16 protein-coding genes are annotated in these 19,579 nt (G+C 73.0%); 5 read left to right on the top strand and 11 right to left on the bottom strand.

The window, feature by feature from the left end:
* Window positions 1-18: 18 nt before the first annotated feature.
* Window positions 19-1,344: an acetyl-CoA C-acetyltransferase gene (locus ACQSSQ_RS22820; RefSeq protein ID WP_431329449.1), complete on the bottom strand. Its 1,326-nt coding sequence runs from the start codon at window positions 1,342-1,344 to the stop codon at window positions 19-21.
* Between the two features lie 141 nt (window positions 1,345-1,485).
* On the opposite strand from ACQSSQ_RS22820, the gene ACQSSQ_RS22815 reads away from it, so the two are divergent.
* Both ACQSSQ_RS22815 and ACQSSQ_RS22810 read left to right on the top strand, forming a co-directional pair.
* Window positions 1,486-2,829, top strand: a complete 1,344-nt coding sequence (locus ACQSSQ_RS22815; protein WP_431329448.1) for a 3-oxoacyl-ACP reductase — start codon at window positions 1,486-1,488, stop codon at window positions 2,827-2,829.
* 1 nt (window position 2,830) lies between these two features.
* Window positions 2,831-3,721: a MaoC family dehydratase gene (locus tag ACQSSQ_RS22810; RefSeq protein ID WP_431329447.1), complete on the top strand. Its 891-nt coding sequence runs from the start codon at window positions 2,831-2,833 to the stop codon at window positions 3,719-3,721.
* Between the two features lie 123 nt (window positions 3,722-3,844).
* Here the strand turns inward: ACQSSQ_RS22810 and ACQSSQ_RS22805 are convergent, their stop codons facing one another.
* From ACQSSQ_RS22805 to ACQSSQ_RS22780, 6 genes are all read right to left on the bottom strand, one after another.
* Window positions 3,845-4,723 carry an acyl-CoA thioesterase gene (locus ACQSSQ_RS22805; RefSeq protein WP_431329446.1) on the bottom strand — a complete coding sequence of 293 codons (879 nt, stop codon included), beginning with the start codon at window positions 4,721-4,723 and terminating at the stop codon, window positions 3,845-3,847.
* Between the two features lie 72 nt (window positions 4,724-4,795).
* Window positions 4,796-5,728: a PAC2 family protein gene (locus ACQSSQ_RS22800; RefSeq protein ID WP_431329445.1), complete on the bottom strand. Its 933-nt coding sequence runs from the start codon at window positions 5,726-5,728 to the stop codon at window positions 4,796-4,798.
* A 93-nt stretch (window positions 5,729-5,821) separates the two neighbouring features.
* On the bottom strand, window positions 5,822-7,345 hold the full coding sequence (locus ACQSSQ_RS22795; RefSeq protein ID WP_431329444.1) for an amino acid permease: 1,524 nt from the start codon (window positions 7,343-7,345) through the stop codon (window positions 5,822-5,824).
* A gap of 78 nt (window positions 7,346-7,423) precedes the next feature.
* Window positions 7,424-9,286, bottom strand: a complete 1,863-nt coding sequence (gene dxs, locus ACQSSQ_RS22790) for a 1-deoxy-D-xylulose-5-phosphate synthase (RefSeq protein WP_431329443.1) — start codon at window positions 9,284-9,286, stop codon at window positions 7,424-7,426.
* Window positions 9,287-9,376: 90 nt separating this feature from the next.
* Window positions 9,377-11,749 (bottom strand): esterase-like activity of phytase family protein, encoded by a 2,373-nt coding sequence (locus ACQSSQ_RS22785; protein WP_431329442.1) that lies wholly within the window; start codon window positions 11,747-11,749, stop codon window positions 9,377-9,379.
* Window positions 11,750-11,859: 110 nt separating this feature from the next.
* Window positions 11,860-13,002: a DNA glycosylase AlkZ-like family protein gene (locus ACQSSQ_RS22780; protein WP_431329441.1), complete on the bottom strand. Its 1,143-nt coding sequence runs from the start codon at window positions 13,000-13,002 to the stop codon at window positions 11,860-11,862.
* 14 nt (window positions 13,003-13,016) lie between these two features.
* Between ACQSSQ_RS22780 and ACQSSQ_RS22775 the strand changes: the two genes are divergently transcribed.
* Both ACQSSQ_RS22775 and ACQSSQ_RS22770 read left to right on the top strand, forming a co-directional pair.
* Window positions 13,017-13,469, top strand: coding sequence for an HIT family protein (locus tag ACQSSQ_RS22775; RefSeq protein ID WP_431329440.1), 453 nt, complete (start codon window positions 13,017-13,019; stop codon window positions 13,467-13,469).
* Between the two features lie 60 nt (window positions 13,470-13,529).
* Window positions 13,530-14,768: a Fic family protein gene (locus tag ACQSSQ_RS22770; RefSeq protein WP_431329439.1), complete on the top strand. Its 1,239-nt coding sequence runs from the start codon at window positions 13,530-13,532 to the stop codon at window positions 14,766-14,768.
* On the opposite strand, the gene ACQSSQ_RS22765 is transcribed toward ACQSSQ_RS22770, so the two are convergent.
* Genes ACQSSQ_RS22765 through ACQSSQ_RS22755 form a run of 3 tightly spaced genes read right to left on the bottom strand, consistent with a single transcriptional unit; the run spans window position 14,710 to window position 17,042 of the window.
* Window positions 14,710-15,999 (bottom strand): MFS transporter, encoded by a 1,290-nt coding sequence (locus ACQSSQ_RS22765; RefSeq protein WP_431329438.1) that lies wholly within the window; start codon window positions 15,997-15,999, stop codon window positions 14,710-14,712. The genes ACQSSQ_RS22770 and ACQSSQ_RS22765 overlap by 59 nt on opposite strands.
* Complete coding sequence (locus ACQSSQ_RS22760) at window positions 15,996-16,481, bottom strand: MarR family winged helix-turn-helix transcriptional regulator (protein WP_431329437.1); 486 nt, start codon at window positions 16,479-16,481, stop codon at window positions 15,996-15,998. The genes ACQSSQ_RS22765 and ACQSSQ_RS22760 overlap by 4 nt, the downstream gene beginning before the upstream one ends.
* Before the next feature lie 45 nt (window positions 16,482-16,526).
* The gene (locus ACQSSQ_RS22755) at window positions 16,527-17,042 is read right to left on the bottom strand and encodes a flavin reductase family protein (protein ID WP_431329436.1); all 516 of its coding nucleotides are present in this window, start codon (window positions 17,040-17,042) and stop codon (window positions 16,527-16,529) included.
* Window positions 17,043-17,113: 71 nt separating this feature from the next.
* Here ACQSSQ_RS22755 and ACQSSQ_RS22750 point away from each other — a divergent pair, with 71 nt between their 5' ends.
* Complete coding sequence (locus tag ACQSSQ_RS22750; RefSeq protein WP_431329435.1) at window positions 17,114-18,298, top strand: winged helix DNA-binding domain-containing protein; 1,185 nt, start codon at window positions 17,114-17,116, stop codon at window positions 18,296-18,298.
* A 3-nt stretch (window positions 18,299-18,301) separates the two neighbouring features.
* On the opposite strand, the gene ACQSSQ_RS22745 is transcribed toward ACQSSQ_RS22750, so the two are convergent.
* A complete protein-coding gene (locus tag ACQSSQ_RS22745; RefSeq protein ID WP_431329434.1) occupies window positions 18,302-19,543 on the bottom strand; it encodes an ROK family protein in 1,242 nt (413 codons plus the stop codon).
* Between the last annotated feature and the right edge of the window lie 36 nt (window positions 19,544-19,579).

Below are 19,579 nucleotides of genomic sequence, written 5' to 3'. Positions count from 1 at the left end.
GGGGCTCTCGCGTACGGGTCAGCGCTCCAGGATCGCGGTGACGCCCTGGCCGCCCGCGGCGCAGATCGAGATCACGCCACGCCCCGACCCCTTCTCGGCGAGCAGCTTGGCCAGCGTCGCCACGATGCGCCCGCCGGTCGCCGCGAACGGGTGCCCGGCCGCCAGCGAGGACCCGACCACGTTGAGCTTGCTGCGGTCGATCGAGCCCAGCGGTGCGTCGAGGCCGAGACGCTCCTTGCAGAAGATCGGGTCCTCCCACGCCTTGAGCGTGCTGAGCACCTGCGACGCGAACGCCTCGTGGATCTCGTAGAAGTCGAAGTCCTGCAGCGTCAGGCCAGCGCGCGCGAGCATCCGCGGCATCGCGTACGCCGGAGCCATCAGCAGGCCCTCGCCGCCGTCGACGTAGTCGACCGCCGCGGTCTCGTACTCCGTGAGGTACGCGAGCGGCTCCCACCCCTTCTTCTTCGCGTAGTCCTCCGACGCGAGGAGGACGGTGGACGCCCCGTCGGTCAGCGGGGTCGAGTTGGCCGCCGTCATGGTGGCGGCCTCCCCCTTGCCGAAGACCGGCTTGAGCTTCGCGAGCTTCTCCAGCGACGAGTCGGCGCGGAGGTTCTGGTCGCGCTCGAGCCCGAGGTAGGGGGTCAGGAGGTCGTCGAGGAACCCCCGGTTGTACGCCGCGGCGAGCTTGTGGTGCGACTCGACGGCGAGCTGGTCCTGGTCCTCGCGGCTGATGCCCCACTCGAGGGTCGTCAGCGCCTGGCTCTCCCCCATCGACAGACCCGTGCGGGGCTCGGAGTTCTGCGGGATCGACGGGGCGAGGTCGGAGGGCCGGACCTTGGCGAGGGCGGCGACGCGACCCTTGAGGGTCTTGGCGCGGTTGGCCTCGAGCAGCGCCTTGCGCAGACCCTCGCCGACGGCGATCGGGGCGTCGGAGGTCGTGTCGGAGCCTCCGGCGATGCCGACGTCGATCTTGCCGAGCGCGATCTTGTTGGCGACGAGGATCGCGGCCTGGATGCCGGTGTCGCAGGCCTGCTGGACGTCGTACGCCGGTGTCGACGGGTCGAGCTTCGAGCCGAGGACCGTCTCGCGTGCGAGGTTGAAGTCGCGGCTGTGCTTGAGGACGGCTCCCGCGGCGAACTCGCCGACGCGTTCCCCCGCCAGGTCGTAGCGCTCCACCAGGCCGTCGAGCGCTGCGGTGAGCATGTCCTGGTTGGACGCGTGAGAGTAGACGGTGTTGGAGCGGGCGAACGGGATCCGGTTGCCGCCGATGACGGCGACCCGCCGCGGACCGGTCGAGCCGCGTCCTGCGGACGTCGATGCCGAGCGCTTGGAGGTGGGTGCCATGAGGTCTCCTTGGGAGGACGTGGTTGCGTTGGCCACACTCGTACGAGGAACCGGCGAGAGCCTGGTCCAGCCTGTAACTCTAGGTTACAGTAGGACTCCAGTTCCAGATACCAAGGGTATTCGAGAGGCAGGACACACGACATGAGCGACCGCTACCAAGACCTCGTCCACACCACGGTCGGGAAGTTCTTGGTGAAGAACCTGGGTCTGCCCAACCCGCCCCGGCTGGAGCGCTACCGCGCAGGGGACCCGCTCGTGTCCGGCACCGTCCTCGTCGGAGCCGCTCCCGGCAGCACCCTCGGGACCGCCGTGCCCGACGCGTTCTCCGCCCTGGGGATCGCCTCCACCGACACGCTCGCCGAGGGCGAGAAGATCAAGGGCATCGTGTTCGACGCCACCGGGCTCGCGACGGCCGCCGATCTCGACCTCCTGCAGGAGTTCCTGACGCCGGTGCTCCGCAACCTCGCGGGCTGCGGACGCGTGGTCCTTGTCGGCACCCCGCCCGAGGACGCCGAGACGCCGGGCCGTGCGATCGCGCAGCGCGCGCTCGAGGGCGTCTCCCGCTCGCTCGGCAAGGAGCTGGGCAAGGGCTCGACCGCCCAGACCGTGTACGTCGGTGCCGGTGCCGAGCGCGCGATCGCCTCGACGCTCGGGTTCCTCCTCTCCCCCAAGTCCGCGTACGTCAGCGGCCAGGTCGTGCGGATCGGCACCGCCGGCACCACCGAGGCGCCCGCCTTCGACGTCGCCGCACCGCTCGCCGGCAAGGTCGCCCTGGTCACCGGCGCCTCGCGCGGCCTCGGCCTCGCGATGGCCCAGACCCTGCACCGCGACGGCGCGACCGTGGTCGGGCTCGACGTCGCCCCGCTCGCCGACGACCTCCAGCGCGAGATGGCGGCGATCGACGGCGAGTCCCTCGTCCTCGACATCACCGCCCCCGACGCGGCGCAGCGGATCGCGTCGTACCTCTCCGAGCGCCACGGCGGGGTCGACGTGGTCGTCCACAACGCCGGCATCACGCGCGACAAGCGCCTGCGCAACATGAAGACGGAGAACTGGCACAAGGTCGTCGAGATCAACGTCGACGCGCCGCAGCGGATCACCTCCGAGCTGCTCGACCAGAAGCTGGTCCGGCCCGGCGGCACGATCCTCGGGGTGTCGTCGATCGCCGGGATCGCGGGCAACAACGGCCAGACCAACTACGCCGCATCCAAGGCCGGCGTGATCGGCTGGGTGAACGAGCTCGCGCCGCGGATCGCGCCGTACGGGCTCACCATCAACGCCGTGGCGCCGGGGTTCATCGAGACCGACATGGTCAAGACGATCCCGCTCACGATCCGCGAGGCGGGCCGGCGGATGAACTCGATGTCGCAGGGCGGCCTGCCGATCGACGTCGCCGAGACCATCGCGTGGTACGCGAACCCCGGCTCTGCCGCCCTCTCCGGCAACGTGGTCCGGGTCTGCGGCCAGAGCCTGCTGGGAGCCTGAGGTGACGGTCCGCCACTTCGAGGACGCGCCGGCGATCCTCCCGCTCTACCTGCGCGCGGCGCTCCCGGCGCTCCCGGTGGTCGGGGGGCTCCCCGGCGTCCGCCACACCCCCGGGTCGGTCCCTGAGGTGACGCTCGAGCGCACCGGCGTCTCGACCGACCTCGACCACCTCGCCGCGTACGCCGACGTGTGCGGCTTCGCGCTCCGCGACACGCTTCCGGTGACGTACCCGCACATGGCGGCGTTCGGGCTCCAGATGTCGCTCATGGTCGACACGACGTTCCCGTTCGCGCCCATGGGCCTGGTCCACCTGCGCAACCGGATCACCCAGCACCGCCCCATCACGGTCACGGAGGCGTACGACGTCTCCGTGACCGCGTCCGACCTGCGCGAGCACCCCAAGGGCCGGCTCGTGGACGTCGTCAGCACGGTCCGCGTGGCCGGCGAGGTGGTGTGGGAGGAGACGATGACGCTCTTCCGGCGCGGCGGCGGGGGCGGTGAGGAGACGCAGCGCGCTCCGCTCGACGGCGTGGAGCCCCCGGCCGGTGCGGCCACCTGGCGGCTGGACGCGGGGCTCGGCCGCCGGTACGCCGCGGTGTCGGGCGACCGCAACCCGATCCACATGTCCAAGCTGTCCGCGAAGGCGTTCGGGTTCCCGCGCCAGATCGCGCACGGCATGTGGAGCAAGGCCCGCGCGCTCGCCGCGGTCGAGAACCGCCTGCCCGACGCGTACGCGGTCGACGCCGAGTTCCGGCGGCCGATCCTGCTCCCGGCGACGGTGTCGTTCGGCACCGCGGCCGACGGCGACCGGCTCCTGCTGGGGATCACCGGGCGCGCGAAGGACGGCAAGCCCGCTCCGACGCACCTGGTCGCCCGCGTCGAGCCACGCTGACGCACCACACCGCACCGCCCGCGCGCGTTGGTGCGCCCGTGGTCACCCGTACGACGCAGGTGACCACTGGCGCACCAACGCGCCGACGGCGGGGCGGCGTACGCGCGGGCGCGAGGCGGCTTCTCAGGCCTTCGGACGGGGCTTGACCGGACGGATCAGGCCCTCCTGCGCCACCGACGCCACGAGGGCGCCGTCCTCGGCGAAGATGTTGGCGGTCGCGAAGCCGCGCGCACCGATCGCCGACGGGGACACCTGGTCGTACAGCATCCAGTGGTCCGCGCGCACCGGCCGGTGGAACCATACCGCGTGGTCGAGCGAGGCCGGCTGGATCCGCGGTGACCCGATCGTGAGCCCGTGGACGACCAGCGAGCTGCCCAGCAGCGTCAGGTCGCTCATGTACGTCAGCACGCACGCATTGAGGACCGGGTCGTCCGGCAGGTCGCCGGCGCCGCGCAGCCACAGGCGCTGGATCGACGGCACGAGCTTGCGAGCCGGGTCGTCGGCGTCGCGGTTGTCGCCCACGTAGCGGACGTCGAGCGCGGACCACTCCGTGCGCCAGTGCTCCGCCGCCCGCTCGTCGACGAAGCCGAGCACCTCCGACAGCGCGGGGGTCGACTCGACCGGCGGCACCTCGGGGATCGCGTTCTGGTGCTCGTAGCCGTCCTCGTGGCGGTGGAACGACGCCGTCATGTAGAAGATGACCTTGCCGTGCTGACGCGCCGACACCCGCCGGGTGGAGAACGAGCCGCCGTCGCGGATGCGCTCCACGTCGTAGATGATCGGGACGCTCGGGTCGCCGCCGAGCAGGAAGTAGACGTGGAGCGAGTGGACCGCGCGGTCCTCTGGCACGCTGTGCGAGGCCGCCATCAGCGCCTGGGCGGCCACCTGGCCGCCGAAGACCCGGGTCAACGTGCTCCCGGCGGGGTGGGTCCCCCGGTAGAGGTCCTCCTCCAGCCTCTCGAGGTCGAGGAGGTCCACGAGCTGTTCGATGGTTGCGGGCACGGAGGTCATCGTCTCACGACGGCCTCCCGTGCACCGCGACGCCGGGCGGCGGGGGTGACGAAGTGTGAGCGACTACTCGCCGGCGTTGGGCTCGCGCCGGTCGAGGTTGGCGAGGAACTCCTCGAACTGCTCCCCCAGCTCGTCGCCGGTAGGCAGGTCGGCCTCGTCGGTGACGATCGGCTCGACGGCCGACCGCGTCATCTGGTCGTACTGGCGCTCCAGGCCGGCCAGCACGTCGCCGCCGTCCTGCTCCTCCACCTGCTTGTGGATGTCGGCGACGGCCTCGGCCTGCTGCAGCCGGAGCTCCTCGAGGTCGAACTGCAGCCCCGTACGGCCGGCGACGGCCTCGAGCAGCGCGACCGAGGCGCTCGGGTACTCCACCTGGGCGACGTACTGGGGCACGTGCGCGACGTAGCCCAGAGCATCGTGGCCCCACTCGCCGAGCCGCAGCTCCAGCACCGACTGGATGCTTGCCGGGACGACCACCTGGGCGCGGAACATGTTGGTCCGGTCGAGGAGGTCGCGGCGGCTCGCGTGGTTCGTGATCACCGACGGCCGGGTGTGCGGGACGCCCATCGGGACCGCACCGAGGCCGACGACGAGCTCCACGCCGTACTCCTCGACGAGCTCGTGCACCTCCTCGGTGAACTGCTCCCACCGGAAGTCGGGCTCGGGCCCGGTCAGGACGAGGAAGGCCGCCCCGTGGTCGTCGTGGTGGAGCCGCAGCTCGATCGACGGACGCTCGTAGTCGGCGTAGCGGTCGCGGTCGAACACCATGGGAGGACGCCGCGCCCGGTAGTCGAAGTAGTCGTCGAGGTCGAACTCGTGCAGGACCTCGCCCTCGTCGCGCGACTCCAGGTGCTCGAGCGCGATCCTCGGGGCCGAGCCCGCGTTGAGGAACCCGTCGAACGCGTAGATCATGGTCGGCTTGACGCCGTCAGGCAGGCCGTCGAACACGTCCGAGCCCGGGCTGGTCCGCCTCCACCCGCTGAAGAACCTCCGCATCACGACACCTCCCAACGTCGACCGGACGTGCCGCATTCCCCGGGTCGGGGCCGACCGACCTCGCCTGCGGGGGTCGGGGGCACGCCCTCAAGCCTACGTCGGAGGCGTCTGCGCTCCTTCGGCGGCCGTCCGGCCCGCGGGCCTCCCGATCCGGCTGTGCCGGCGCCCGTAGGCGAAGTAGACGACGAACCCGAGCGCCATCCACACCAGGAACCGGACCCAGGTCTCGCCGACGAGGTTCAGCATCAGGTAGACGCAGGCGATGACGGCCAGCACCGCGACCAGCGTCGCCGCCGGGACCCGGAAGCCGCGTGGCAGGTCGGGCCGGGTCCGGCGCAGGATCACGATCCCGACGCTGACCAGGACGAACGCGAAGAGGGTCCCGATGTTGACCAGGTCCGCGAGCGTCGAGAGGTCCACGAAGCCCGAGATCGCCGCCACCGCGATGCCGGTGATGTAGGTGATCCGGTACGGCGTCCGGTGGGTCGGGTGCGTCCGCGCCAGCCAGCGCGGGAGCAGGCCGTCGCGGGCCATCGCGAACGCGACCCGGGTCTGCCCGAGCATCAGGATCATCACCACGACGACGAGCCCGATGCAGGCACCGACGGAGATCACGTCGCCCATCCACGTGACGCCGACCGCGTCGAAGGCGGTCGCGAGCGGCGCGCCGTCGTTCGGGTCGATGTCGCGGAAGTTCTGCATGCCGGTGATCACGAGGCTGACGGCCATGTAGAGCACCGTCACGATCGCGAGCGAGCCGAAGATGCCGATGGGGACGTTGCGCTGAGGGTTCTCGGTCTCCTCGGCCGTGGTGGCGACCACGTCGAAGCCGATGAAGGCGAAGAAGACGATCGCGGCACCGGCGAAGATCCCGGCGACGCCGAAGACCGCGGGCTCCAGCCCGAGGAGCGTCTGGATCAGCGGCACCTTCAGCCAACCGCCCTCGCCGCCGGCGGGCGGCTCGGCCGGCGGCACGAACGGCGACCAGTTCTGCGCGTCGATGTACTTGATGCCCGCGATGATCACGAGCAGCACCACGGCGAGCTTGATGGCGACGACGACCTGGTTGATCCGGCTGGAGAACTTGATGCCGACGACCAGCACCCACATCACGAGCAGCGAGATCACGATCGCCGGGATGTCCACGACGCCCGTGCCCGCGGCGGAGCGCAGCTGCTCCGGCAGCTCCAGGAACGTGCCTTCGACGAGGTTGTTCCAGTACGACGAGAACCCGGACGCGAGCGCGGCCGAGCCGACGGTGAACTCGAGGACGAGGTCCCAGCCGATCGTCCACGCGATCAGCTCGCCGAACGTCGCGTACGAGAACGTGTACGCGCTCCCGGCCACCGGCACCGTGGACGCGAACTCGGCGTAGCACAGCGCCGCGAGGCCGCACGCCAGCGCGGCCACCAGGAACGAGATCGCGATCGCAGGACCGGCGGTCGTCGCCGCCGCCTGCCCGGTCAGGACGAAGATGCCGGCGCCGATGATGACGCCGACCCCGAACACGATCAGGTCGATCGCGCCCAGGTTGCGGTTGAGCTTGGTGTCGGGATCGTCGGTGTCCTGGATGGACTGCTCGACGGACTTCGTGCGGAACAGCTCGCTCTTGGCCATCGTGGTCCCCCTCCCTCGGGGCCACTATGCCGCGTGACGACGGAGGCGGCAGTTCGGAGAGCCGGCCCCGCCGTCAGCTCAGAGCCGCGCCAGCGCGTCGGCTGCGATCGCCTCGCCGGTCAGGCCCATCCGCTCGAGGAGGACGTCCCGCTTGGCGTGGTCGAAGAACTCCTGGGTCACGCCGTGGACCCGCACCGGGGTGCGGACGTCGGCGTCGGCGAGCATCTGCGTGAGGACCGAGCCCATCCCGCCGACGCGGCCGCTGTCCTCGACGGTCACGAGGAGCCGGTGGCGCGCCGCGAGGTCGACGAGCGCAGGGTCGAGCGGCTTGACCCACCGCGGGTCGACGACGGTGACACCGATCCCCTGTGCGCGCAGCAGCGCGGCGGCGTCGAGCGCCTGGCGGACCATCGGGCCGGCAGCGACCACGAGGACGTCCTCGGCACCGTCGCGCAGCAGCACGTCGCAGCGGCCGACCTGGCCGATCGCGTCGACGTCGGCGGTGACGCCGCCCTTGGGGAAGCGGACGACGGTCGGGGCGTCCTCGACGGTGACGGCCTCGCGGAGCAGCTCCCTCAGCCGGGAGCCGTCGCGCGGTGCGGCCAGCCGCAGCGTCGGCACGACCTGGAGGATCGACATGTCCCACATGCCGTTGTGGCTCGGGCCGTCGTCGCCGGTCACGCCGGCGCGGTCGAGCACGAAGGTGACACCGCACTTGTGCAGGGCGACGTCGAGCAGCACCTGGTCGAAGGCGCGGTTGAGGAAGGTCGAGTAGACCGCCACGACGGGGTGGAGCCCGCCGAGCGCGAGACCCGCGGCGCTGGTGACCGCGTGCTGCTCGGCGATGCCGACGTCGTAGGTGCGCTCGGGGAACTTGTCGGCGAACGCGTCCAGGCCGGTCGGCGAGAGCATCGCCGCGGTGATCGCGACGACGTCGTGGCGCTCGTCGCCGATGCGGACCAGCTCGTCGCGGAAGACCGACGTCCACGAGGTCGGCTCGACGGCCAGCGCCTCCCCGGTCAGGCGGTCGAACGCCTTGGCCTGGTGCATCTGGTCCTCTTCGTTGGCCACGGCGATGTCGTAGCCCTGGCCCTTGGTCGTGATGACGTGCACGATCGCGGGGCCGCCGAAGGTCCGGGCCTGGGTGAGGGCCTTCTCGACCGCGGGACGGTCGTGGCCGTCGATGGGCCCGATGTACTTGAGGCCGAGGTCCTCGAACATCCCCTGCGGGTAGAGGGCGTCCTTGAGGCCCTTCTTGATCGCGTGCAGGGCCTCGTACGTCGCCTGGCCGACGGCGTTGTTGGTGTTGGTGAGGCGCTCGCGCACCGCCCGGAGCGCCGGCTCGTAGCGGGGGTTGGTGCGCAGCCGCGCGAGGTGGTTGGCGAGGCCGCCGACCGTCGGCCGGTAGGAGCGGCCGTTGTCGTTGACGACGATCACGAGGCGCCGGTCGGCGTCGGCCGCGATGTTGTTGAGCGCCTCCCACGCCATGCCGCCGGTGAGGGCGCCGTCGCCGATCACCGCGACCACGTGGTCCGGACGTCCGGTGACCATGTTGGCCTTCGCGAGGCCGTCGGCGTACGAGAGGCTGGTCGACGCGTGGGAGTTCTCCACGACGTCGTGGTCGGACTCGGCCTGGCTCGGGTAGCCCGAGAGGCCACCCTCCATCCGGAGCTGGTCGAAGGCGGAGGCCCGCCCCGTCAGCATCTTGTGCACGTAGGCCTGGTGGCCGGTGTCGAACACGACCCGGTCGCGCGGGGAGTCGAACACGCGGTGGATCGCCATCGTCAGCTCGACGACCCCCAGGTTGGGGCCGAGGTGGCCCCCGTGGGCGGCGACGGCGACGATCAGGCGCTCGCGGATCTCCTCGGCGAGCTCGTCCAGCTCGGCGTCGCTGAGATCCCTCAGATCGCTCGGCTGGCTGATCCGATCGAGCGTGCTCATGGTCCTCCGCGGGTGTGGGTGGGCGTCATTGAATCTTAGGCCATGACACCCACCCACCCACGGAGCCTCAAGAGGCAGGGCGCTGGAGGCTCACCGCCCGCCGCGACCCGCGCCGGCCCCGCGGAAGACCGCCTGGGACTTCCCGAGCCGCAGGAACACCGTCTCGCCCGTGGCGTCCGCGAGCCCGTCGTTGTCGGTGACGGCGTAGACCTGCCCGTCGCCGCCGATCGTCAGACCCTCGAGCTTCTCCTGCGTCCAGCCGCGGGTCGCGCGGAGGTCGGGCAGGACGTCGTACGCCAGCCGCTTGCGCAGCATCGTGATCCCGTCGCGGGACTCCCGCGCGGGGATGTCGACGGTGTAGACGCGCTTGACCTTCGCCGCGGGACCGTTGAGCTTGTCGCGCTCGATCACGGCGAGCGTGTCTCCGTCGACCGCGGTGATCTCCGACAGGCCGATCCAGTCGGCCGCGGATCTGGGAGCCTCGAGGCGGTAGCCGTACCAGTGCCAGGACCGGTCGCGGACGTCGTACCGTCCGATCCGGGCCACGTCGGCGCCGTCGACCGTGCTCGCGGTGCTGGCCGGATCGGTCCAGAGCGGACGCTGGAGCGCGACCCACACGTGCTCGCCGCCGCGGTCGTTGGTCGCCGTGACGCCTTCGAGACCCCACTTGCCGACGTGTGCGGAGACGTCGGCCGGGAGCGCCACGCGCTCCTGGACGGCGCCCGCTCCGTCGGTCCTCACCAGGGCGTTCTGCGGTCCGGTCGCACCCTCGGCGGCCAGCCAGAAGCCACCTTGCGGGCGGGCGAACACGCCTTCGACGTCGAGCGCCGCGGGCTTGCCGCCGTCGGTCACCGTGAGCGCGCGGGTGATGCGGGCCTGCGTGGCGGACGTGTCGACGGAGTAGAGCCGCGCCGTCTTCAGGGCGGCGTCGGAGGCGGTCCAGAGCCGCTTCGGGCTCGCGGGGTCGGCGGACAGCGCGCCGAGTGCCGTCCAGCCGATCGGCGCTCCGTCGGCGTCCCCGGAGACGATCGACGGGAACTCCGCCGCGCCCTTGCCCAGTCGGTAGAGGCCCACCGAGGCGCGGACCCCGACGCTCGCGTCGTCGGTCTCGCTGGAGACGGCGAGCAGTCCGCGCTCGGGGACGGGGAGCAGGCCCTCGGGGCCGTTCGTGGTCGGGATCATCTGGCGCAGCACCGGGTGGGCCGGGTCGGCGACGTCGTACGCGGCGACGACGTTGCTGCGCTCCGAGCCGACGAACGCGTAGCGCGTCCCGCCGATCGTCGCGACCGCGATGCCCTCCGGCTCGGTGCCCTTCTTGGCGGCGCGGTCCTCGTTGTGCAGGCCGTGGCGGACCACCGCCCGCTCGAGGGTGTTGCCGGCGTCCCAGACGACCTCGCCGTCGATGTCGAACACCGTCCAGCCGCGCGACCCGCCCTTCCAGTCGCCCTCGTTGGCGGTGGCCAGGTGGTCGTCGTCGACCCACGCGATCGCGTCGGGCTCACGGCGTACGCCGGTGAGGCTGTCGTCGGGAGCGATCACGCCGTCCTTGGTGGCGTCGATCCCGTCGAGGTCGACCGTCCCCGCGGAGAAGACGGAGGTGAGCCGGCGGCTGCGCAGGTCGATCAGAGCGACGCCGTTGTTCTCCTGCAGCGTGACGGCCAGCTCGTCGCGGCCGTTGATCGCGACGTACTCCGGCTCGGGGTCGGTCGGCTCGGCGAGCCCGGCCTCCACCAGCTCCGGCAGCGCGCTGCCGTCCGGGGCGACGAGGTCGACACGGTCGGCGGACCACGTCGCCGGCGCGCCGTCGAGGTCGAGGACCTGGACGAAGCCGGCCGGCGCCTGGGGCAGGTCGCCCTCCTTCCCACCGGGCGGGGTGGCCTCTTCGTCGCGCTGGTTCTCGATCGCGACCGCCGCAAGGGTCTCGTCGGCGTTGACCGCGATCGAGTCGGGCTGACCCTCGAGGTCGATGCTGCGCACGCGCGAGCGGTCCGACAGGCGGATGACGTCGAGCCGGCCGGAGGGGTCGGTGAACGACGTGCTCGTGTCGACCACGACGAGGACGTACCGGCCGACGACCGCGACGGAGGTGGGCTGGTCGTCGGCATCGCCGAGCTCGACGAGCGAGAGCGTCCCGAGGCCGCGGGGTCGCGACGCGTCGGAGATGTCGAGGAAGCCGATCCGCTTCCCCGGCGCGTCGGTGTAGACGAGGGTCCGCCCGTCCGGGGAGACGTCGGAGATCTCGGCGACGGTCTCGTCGGTGCTCGCGACGTCGGCGGGGAGGTTGCGGTAGACCGGGTACGTCGCCGTGCGGTGGAAGGCCGTGGCCTTCGCGGCGGACTTCCCGGGGCCGTGACGGTCGTGGTCGGCACGGGTGCCGGGTTCGGCGAAGGCGGCGGGGACGAACGCCGCGATCAGCGCGACGGCGGCGACGCCTCCGGCACTGCGGCGGAGCAGGCGGGACACAGGGGCTCCTCGGTCGGGGGGATGGTCGCCTCACCCTCTCCGAGCGCGGGCAACGCCTGAGGAACGCAGGATGAACGGCGCGGGACCGGTCTCCGAACGCTCGCCGCGGCTCACGCGGTCGTCCGCAGGTCCGCCACCGTCGTCGCCAGGACCGCCTCCACCGCAGGCAGGGCCTTCGCGACCGCCGCCTCGTCGGGGGCCCGCTCCCCGGGCAGCGGGATCACCTCGACGTCGACGCGGCTCCCCCGCGGGACGATCCGCCACTGCGCGACGATGCGGGTCCCGTCGAGGACCATCGGCGTCGTCGTGCCGTTGACCCGGTTGAAGATCCGCTCGTGGTTGTCGGGCGTGGTGAACCGGGCCCGCTCCGGCCCCGTGCCCTCGAAGCCGAGCAGCAGCCCGTCGAACTCCGGCAGCAGCCGGAGCCCTCCGTCGTACGTGCTCCCGTCGGGGGCGTCGGCGAGGTCCAGGTAGACCCGGCCGTCGGGCCCCTCGAAGCGCACGACCTCGTCGCCGAGCGCGTCGATCGCGGCGTCCACGGGGCGAAGGGTGTCGCCGAGCCACCACGCGACGTCGCGCCGGGTCACCGGGCCGTACGACGCGAGGTGGACGCGCACCAGCTCCCGCCGCGCCACCTCCGGGTCGTGGTCGGCGGCGTCGACGGCGTAGACCTCGGTGGCGAGCCGGTGCTGCGTGTCCGTGCGGGTGTGCCAGCGACGGTCGGGGGGTCGTCGGACCAGCTGCGGGGAGCCCCAGAGCAGGTTGCGCGCGTGCGAGTCCGCCACGACGCCGTGGCCGTCGGACTCCCGCTCGGCGAGCCAGCGCGCCACGTGCTCGACGAGCGCGTCGCGGTCGCGCCAGTCGTCGCGGGCGTACGACGCCGTCTCCGCGCGGACGTCGTCGGTCGTGAGGCGGTCGAGCCGCAGCGCCTTCGGGAGCGCCATCCCCAGGCGCGGGCCGGCCACAGCGGCCGACCAGGCGTGGTGGCGCGCCGTCGAGCTGTGGACGGTGCCGCGCAGCGTCGTGCCCTTGACCAGCGCGTACGACTCGAACGCCTCGACGACGGTCTCGTGGGTGATGCCGGGCAGGCGCGAGGAGGCGAAGAGGAACGCCGCGCGCGGGACCTGGGTCTGCACCGGCCCGAGCGCGGCGTACAGCGCGACGAGGTCGGCGACGCCCGTGCCGCTCGGCTCGGGCAGCTGACGCGCCAGCGTGCGACGCGCCAGGTCGTCGGGTGACAGCCGTGCCGTCATGGTTCGATGCCTCCATGTCTGCGTGGACCGGACCGGTGAAGGACCCGTCGTACGACCCGTCGTGCACGTTCTGCCGGGTGGTGGCAGGCGAGCTCGACGCCCCCATCGTGTACGACGACGCCGACACGATCGGGTTCCTCGACCATCGTCCCGTGTTCAAGGGCCACGTCCTCGTCGTCCCGCGCGCCCACGTGGTGACGCTGCCCGATCTCGCGTCCGACCGGCTCGGGCCGTACTTCGCGGTCGTCCAGCGTGTCGCCCGGGCGCTGCCCGAGGTCCTCGGCGCGCAGGGGACGTGGGTCGCGGAGAACAACGTGGTCTCGCAGTCGGTGCCGCACCTGCACGTCCACGTCGTCCCCCGGACCAAGGGGGACGGGTTGCGCGGGTTCTTCTGGCCGCGCACGAAGTACGCCGCGGGCGAGGCGGACGCGTACGCCGGGCGCATCCGGGCCGCGCTCGCGTCGTGAGCGAGCGGGCGCACGTCAGCTACCGAAGGTAAAATGCGAAACCTTCGGTAAGATGCCCCCATGGAGAAGGTTCCGTGGCCGGCTCTGGGGTGGGAGGACCACCCGTGGACCCGCCTGCCCGACTCCGGCATCTCGCGCACGCAGCGGCGCCGGCACGCCGGTCCGTACCAGGCGGCCGTGGTCCCGCCCATCGCCGCTCTCGCGGTCGACCTCGACTCCTCCCTGGTCGCGGAGGCGGAGGAGGCCGCGGTCGAGGTCGCCCGCTTCGACGCGTCGGTGTCGCGCGCGTTCAGCGACGTCCACGAGCCCGAGTCCGCGGGCGACGTCACCGAGCTCGGGCCGATGAGCACGATCCTGCTCCGCAGCGAGTCCGCCTCGTCGTCCCAGATCGAGAACCTCACCGCGGGCGCCCGCCAGCTGGCCCTGGCCGAGATCGGGGCCACCGCCGGCCCGAACGCACGCCTGGTCGCACGCAACGTGGCGACGATGCGCGCCGCTCTCGCCCTGGCCGACCATCTCGACCTGGACTCCGTCCTGGCCCTGCACCGCACGCTGCTCGCCGACAGCGACCCCGGGCACGCCGGACGCTGGCGCGAGGAGCAGGTGTGGGTCGGCGGCACCTCGTACGGGCCGCACGCCGCCGAGTTCGTGCCGCCTCACCACAGCCGGGTCCCGGAGGCGATGGCGGACCTGCTCGCCTTCGTCGCCCGCGACGACCTGCCGGTGCTGGTCCAGGCCGCGCTCGCGCACGCGCAGTTCGAGACGATCCACCCGTTCACCGACGGCAACGGCCGCACCGGACGGGCGCTCGTGCACGCCATGCTGCGCGGGAAGGGCGTCTCCCAGCGGGTCACGGTGCCGATCTCGGCGGGGCTGCTGACCGACACGTCGCGCTACTTCTCCGCACTGGGTGCCTACCGGGCCGGCGACCCGGGTCCGATCGTGTCCGAGATGGCCGGCGCGACGCTGCGCGCGATCGCCAACGGCAACCTGCTGGTCGCCGAGCTCCTCGCCCTGCGCGACGACTGGACGGCCCGCGTCGTCGCCCGCCGGCATGCCGCCGTGCACCGGATGCCGGCGCTGCTGGTCCGCCACCCGGCGGTCGACAACCCGCTGGTCGCGCGCGAGCTCGGCATCAGCGACGTCGCCGCCCAGGGTGCGATCGACCGTCTCGTCGAGGCGGGCATCCTGGTCCAGGTCGGCACCGGCGCCCGCAACCGCGTGTGGCAGTGCCCCGAGGTCATCGACGCGCTGGACGCCTTCGCGGCGCGTGCGGGACGGCGGGCGACGCGCGGCTGAAGGCGCGCAGCGCGGGGTGCGTCGCCGCCACCGCGAGCACGCCGGCCGCACCGACGAGGCCGCCGGAGACCAGGGCGACCTCGGGCGAGGTGAGACCGGAGACCACTCCCCCGCGGGCGTTGCCCAGGTCCGGTCCGGCGACCCCGACGACGTGCTCCACCGACGAGACGCGGCCGCGGTAGCCGTCGGTCGCGGCGAGCTGCGTCACCACGCCGCGCGCGATCACCGCCAGGGTGTCGGCCGCTCCCGCGACGGCGAGGGCCGCCAGCGCCGGCAGGAGCCACGGTGAGGCGCCGAACGCGGCGACCCCGGCGCACCAGGTCGTCGCCGCCACGACCATCACGCGGCCCGGGTGCTCGGCCCGCGACGCGACGCCGGACGCGAGCCCGCCGAGGATGCCCCCTGCCCCGACCGCGGACAGGAGCAGACCGGTGACCGCCGGGTCGCCGCCGAAGCGCGCGTCCACGACCACGGGGAAGAGCGACACCGGCATCACGAGCACGGTCGCGAGCACGTCGGTGAGCACGGCACCGCGCAGCGCGGGCGACCGCACCACGTACGCGAGGCCGCGCCGGACGGCGGCGCGCTGCCGCGGCACCCGATCCTGCACCCCTCCCCCGTCCCCTCGAGCAGGGACGGCCGGGAGCCCGCGGGTCGTCCCCCACGCCACGACCAGGAGCACGGCCTGGCCGGCGAAGCAGGAGGCGGTCCCGCCGACGGCGACCAGCACGCCGCCCAGCGCGGGTCCGACCAGCATCGCCACCTGGAACCCGACGTGGGTGACCGCGACGCCGGCGGCCACCTGGTCCCCGGGCAGCAGCCGGGCGATCAGGGCACGGCGCGCCGGCGCCCCGAGCGCCCCGCACCCGGCCTGGACGGCGACCAGGGCGAGCACGACGGCGAGAGCCTCGACCCGGGCCGCGGCCTGCAGGGCGAGCGCCACCGCGACCACGGAGGCGCCTCCGGTGGTCGCGAGCACGACGCGACGGCGGTCGTAGGAGTCGGCCAGCGCACCGCCGTACAGGCCGAGCACGACCATCGGCACGGCGTGGGCGAGCCCGAGCGTGCCCATGAGTGCGGCACTGCCCGTCAGGTCCCACACCTGCTGGAGGAGGGCGACCATGCTCATCTGCCCGCCCAGCGCCGCCAGCAAGCTTCCTAGCCAGAGCCGGCGGAACGCCCGCCCGGTGCGCAGCGGCGCGACGTCGATCAGGCGGCCTCGCGCACTCACTCCGCGCCCGCGCCCGGGAGCAGGTCCGCGACCCGCTCCTTGAACGAGCGTCGCCGCAGCGCCCGCTCGAAGTCGGCGACCACGGCGAGCAACGAGTACGGGACCTCCCCGTCCAGCTCGGCGATCGCCCGCTCGGTCGCACGCCACTCGGCCTCGAGCAGCGGCACCAGGTCGTGCCCCCGCTCCGTGAGGCTCACGACCCGCGTCCGGGCGTCACGGCCCGCCGACGACGCGACGAGGCCGTCCTCGCGCAGCACGGCCACCGTCTGGCTCGCCGCCGAGTGGGTGACACCCAGGGCGTCGGCGAGCTCCCGGATGGTCATCGGACCACCGCGGGCGAGCTTGATCAGCGGCTTCGTCAGCCGCGGGCGTACGGCGAGGCCCCGGTCTCGGTAGAGCGCGGCGAGATCCGCGTCCATGGCGTCCTGCAGGTCGCGCAGGGGGCGCCAGAAGTTCTCGTCGGTCGGGTCGGGCGTGGTCATCGCGACAATCTAACAGCACTTGTACAAGCACTGTTAGATCCCGCGTCAGCCGAGGTCCACGTACCGCCCGCGCAGGTGCGTGAGCGCCGCCGCGTCGTCCCCGATCTCGACGTGCTCGACCGCGGCGTCGACGAGCAGCGGCCAGCCGACCTGGCGCGGCTCCGAGGCGACCCGAGCGCCCAGCCACGCGGTCGCCGTCTCGAGCACCGGGCCGTACGCCGTCGCGCGCCAGCGACCCAGGGTGAAGGGCCCGCCGGGTGCGGGCGCCGTCCCGGCGAACGGGTCCGCGAGGGCCCGGTCACGCGCTCCCAGCACGTTGACCACGAGCGGCTCCCCTGGCGCCAGCCCGTCGGCGAGGTCGCTGTCCTCGTCGACCAGCAGCAGCACGTGCGCCGGGTCCCCGTCGGCCAGGACCAGCGACGAGACGGTCAGTCCGACGCGGCCCTCCCCCGTGCCTGCGGTGCACACCGTGACCGCCTGTGCGAGCCGGCCGCGGAAGCGGCGTACGGGGTCGCGCTCGCCCTCGGGCGGCAGGAACGGGTGCTCGGAGTGGATGGTCACGCCGTCAGCGTACGAGTCGTACCGAGCTGCGGCCGACCGGAACCGTCGGCGCCGTACGCCAGGATGGGCAGGTGCGCATCACCGACGAGCAACGCCGCCACCGCCTGGTCGTCCGGCACCGGGTCGGGGCCTCCCCCGGCGACACGCCGCCGACGGTCGAGGACGTGGTGCGCGGCGTGCTCGTCCTGCACGCCACCGACCCGGCGACCGTCTACCTGTCGGCGCTCGCGCGGTCCGCGGCCCTGACGCTCGAGGACGTGCGCGCGGCGATGTACGAGCGCAGGACGCTGGTCCGCGTCCTCGCGATGCGGCGCACCCTCTTCGTCGCCGACCGCGACGACGTGCCGATCATCCACAGCGGCGCGAGCCTGGGCGTCGCCCGGACGCTGCGCACGCGTCTGCTCAAACAGCTCGTCACGCTTCCCACGGATCCCCCCGTCCCCGACCCGGACGCCTGGCTGGCGGAGGTGGAGAAGGGCGTGGACGCGGCGCTGCGCGACGCGGGCACGGCGACAGGGGCGCAGCTCGGCGAGGCCGTGCCGGGGCTCCGGACGGCGATCCTCCCCACGACCGACAAGGCCTGGGACGTCCGGCGGACGGTGACCTCTCCGACGTTGGCCCTGCTCTCCGCCGAGGGCCGGATGGTCCGGACCGAGCCGCGCGGGTCGTGGACGTCGCGCCACCACACCTGGGCCCCGATCGAGGCATGGTTCCCGGGCGGCATACCCGAGATCGCCGAGCCCGAGGCGCGGACGCGGCTGGCCGAGCGCTGGCTCGACGCCTTCGGCCCGGCGACCGCCGACGACCTCCAGTGGTGGACCGGATGGAACAAGTCGCAGACCCGGGCCGCCCTCGCGGGCCTCGACCTCGTCGACGTCACCCTCGACGACGGTCCGGGCCTCGCGCTCGCCGGCACCGAGATCCCGCCGGCACCCGAGCCCGGCGCGGCGCTCCTGCCGGCGCTCGACCCGACGCCGATGGGCTGGAAGCACCGTTCCTGGTATCTCGGAGAGCACCGCGAGCGGCTGTTCGACCGGATGGGCAACATCGGGCCGACCGTGTGGTGGGACGGACGGATCGTCGGCGGCTGGGCGGTCCGCCCCGACGGCGAGGTCGTGCACCGGCTCCTCGAGGACGTCGGGTCTGCGGCACGGACGGCGATCGAGCACCAGGCGGAGCGGCTCCATGCGCGGCTCGGCGGCGCCACGATCAGCGCGAGCTTCCCCACACCGCTCGAGAAGGAGCTGCGGGCATGAGCGTCAGGCCGTCGTCGCGACGCGGACCCGCTGCAGGGCCCGCTCAGCCTCGGCGACCACGAGCAGCGGGTCCGCCATCATCGCGGTGAATGCGAGCTCTCCCGCACCGACCAGCACCGAGTCACGGCCGAGCCCGGGGAGCAGGACCTCGGTGCGCCGGTCGGCGGAGTCGAGCGTGCCCTGACGCACCTCCGCGTCGACGTCGGGCCGCACGGCGGGATACAGCGCGCTGAGGAGGCCGCCGAGGATGACGACCTGCGGGTCGAAGATGTTGATGAGGTTGGTGATCCCGACGCCGAGCTTGTAGCCGACCTCGCGCAGCGGCAGCGAGGGCGTCCGGACCTCCTCAAGAAGTGACACGAGGTGCGCGATGTCGTGCGACGGCGTCCCGAGGGCGTCCGCCACCGCGACCGCGCCGATCTCCGTCTCCCAGCACCCTCGGTTGCCGCAGCGGCAGCGCCGTCCCTCCGACGAGATGCGCATGTGGCCGACCTCGCCGGCGTAGCCGACCGTGCCGAGCAGGCTGCGCCCCCGCGTGATGAGGCCGCCGCCGACCCCGACGTCGCCGGACAGGTAGACGACGTCGGACATCCCGCGGGCGACGCCCCGCGCATGCTCGGCGAGGACACCGAGGTTGGCGTCGTTCCCGATCACGACGGGCACCTGCCCCCCGACGCGCTCCTGGAGCAGGTCGCTGAACGCCACGTCGGTCCACGACAGGTTGGGGGCGTAGTGGATCCGGCCGTCCTCGGTCGACACGATGCCCGGCATGCCGACACCGATGCCGACGAGCAGCGCGTCGTCCGGCACGTCGACGAGGAGCTCGGAGGCGGTCCGCGCCACCTGGTCGGCCACGACTTCCGGCGTCGCTCCGGATGCGACCGGCGACGACGCGCGCCCGAGCACCTCACCGCCGAGACCGACCCGCGCGAGCTCGACGCTCTCGACCCGCAGCTCGACCGCGATCACGCAGACCTGGCGCTCGCCCGGGCGTACGTGCAGGGACGGCCGGCCCGCACCCTGGCGGTCACCTCGAGGTGCCGCCTGGGCGACGACGCCGAGCCGCTCGAGCTCGCCGACGAGCGCGGCGATCGTCGAGCGGTTGAGGCCCATGCGGGTGGTGAGGTCGGCTCGCGAGACGTCGCCGTCGCGGTGGACGTGACCGAGGAGGGTGCCCAGGTTGTGACGGCGTACCGCCTCCTGGTTCGCACCCTTGCCTGTCGGTCGCTGCTGCTGCAGTGGCACGCGTCCGCTCCCTTGCGCTCTCGTGCGGGCGACGCG

This window comes from Mumia spirodelae (assembly GCF_050632745.1).
Lineage (GTDB): Bacteria > Actinomycetota > Actinomycetes > Propionibacteriales > Nocardioidaceae > Mumia.
This window is presented reverse-complemented; position numbering and strand designations above follow the sequence as displayed.

What these genes read in the sequence shown, in the direction of transcription:
- ACQSSQ_RS22820 (WP_431329449.1), bottom strand. Translation starts at nt 1,344, where the DNA reads ATGGCACCCACCTCCAAGCGCTCGGCATCGACGTCCGCAGGACGCGGC.
- ACQSSQ_RS22815 (WP_431329448.1), top strand. Translation starts at nt 1,486, where the DNA reads ATGAGCGACCGCTACCAAGACCTCGTCCACACCACGGTCGGGAAGTTC.
- ACQSSQ_RS22800 (WP_431329445.1), bottom strand. Translation starts at nt 5,728, where the DNA reads ATGCGGAGGTTCTTCAGCGGGTGGAGGCGGACCAGCCCGGGCTCGGAC.
- dxs (WP_431329443.1), bottom strand. Translation starts at nt 9,286, where the DNA reads ATGAGCACGCTCGATCGGATCAGCCAGCCGAGCGATCTGAGGGATCTC.
- ACQSSQ_RS22760 (WP_431329437.1), bottom strand. Translation starts at nt 16,481, where the DNA reads ATGACCACGCCCGACCCGACCGACGAGAACTTCTGGCGCCCCCTGCGC.
- ACQSSQ_RS22770 (WP_431329439.1), top strand. Translation starts at nt 13,530, where the DNA reads ATGGAGAAGGTTCCGTGGCCGGCTCTGGGGTGGGAGGACCACCCGTGG.
- ACQSSQ_RS22775 (WP_431329440.1), top strand. Translation starts at nt 13,017, where the DNA reads ATGTCTGCGTGGACCGGACCGGTGAAGGACCCGTCGTACGACCCGTCG.
- ACQSSQ_RS22795 (WP_431329444.1), bottom strand. Translation starts at nt 7,345, where the DNA reads ATGGCCAAGAGCGAGCTGTTCCGCACGAAGTCCGTCGAGCAGTCCATC.
- ACQSSQ_RS22780 (WP_431329441.1), bottom strand. Translation starts at nt 13,002, where the DNA reads ATGACGGCACGGCTGTCACCCGACGACCTGGCGCGTCGCACGCTGGCG.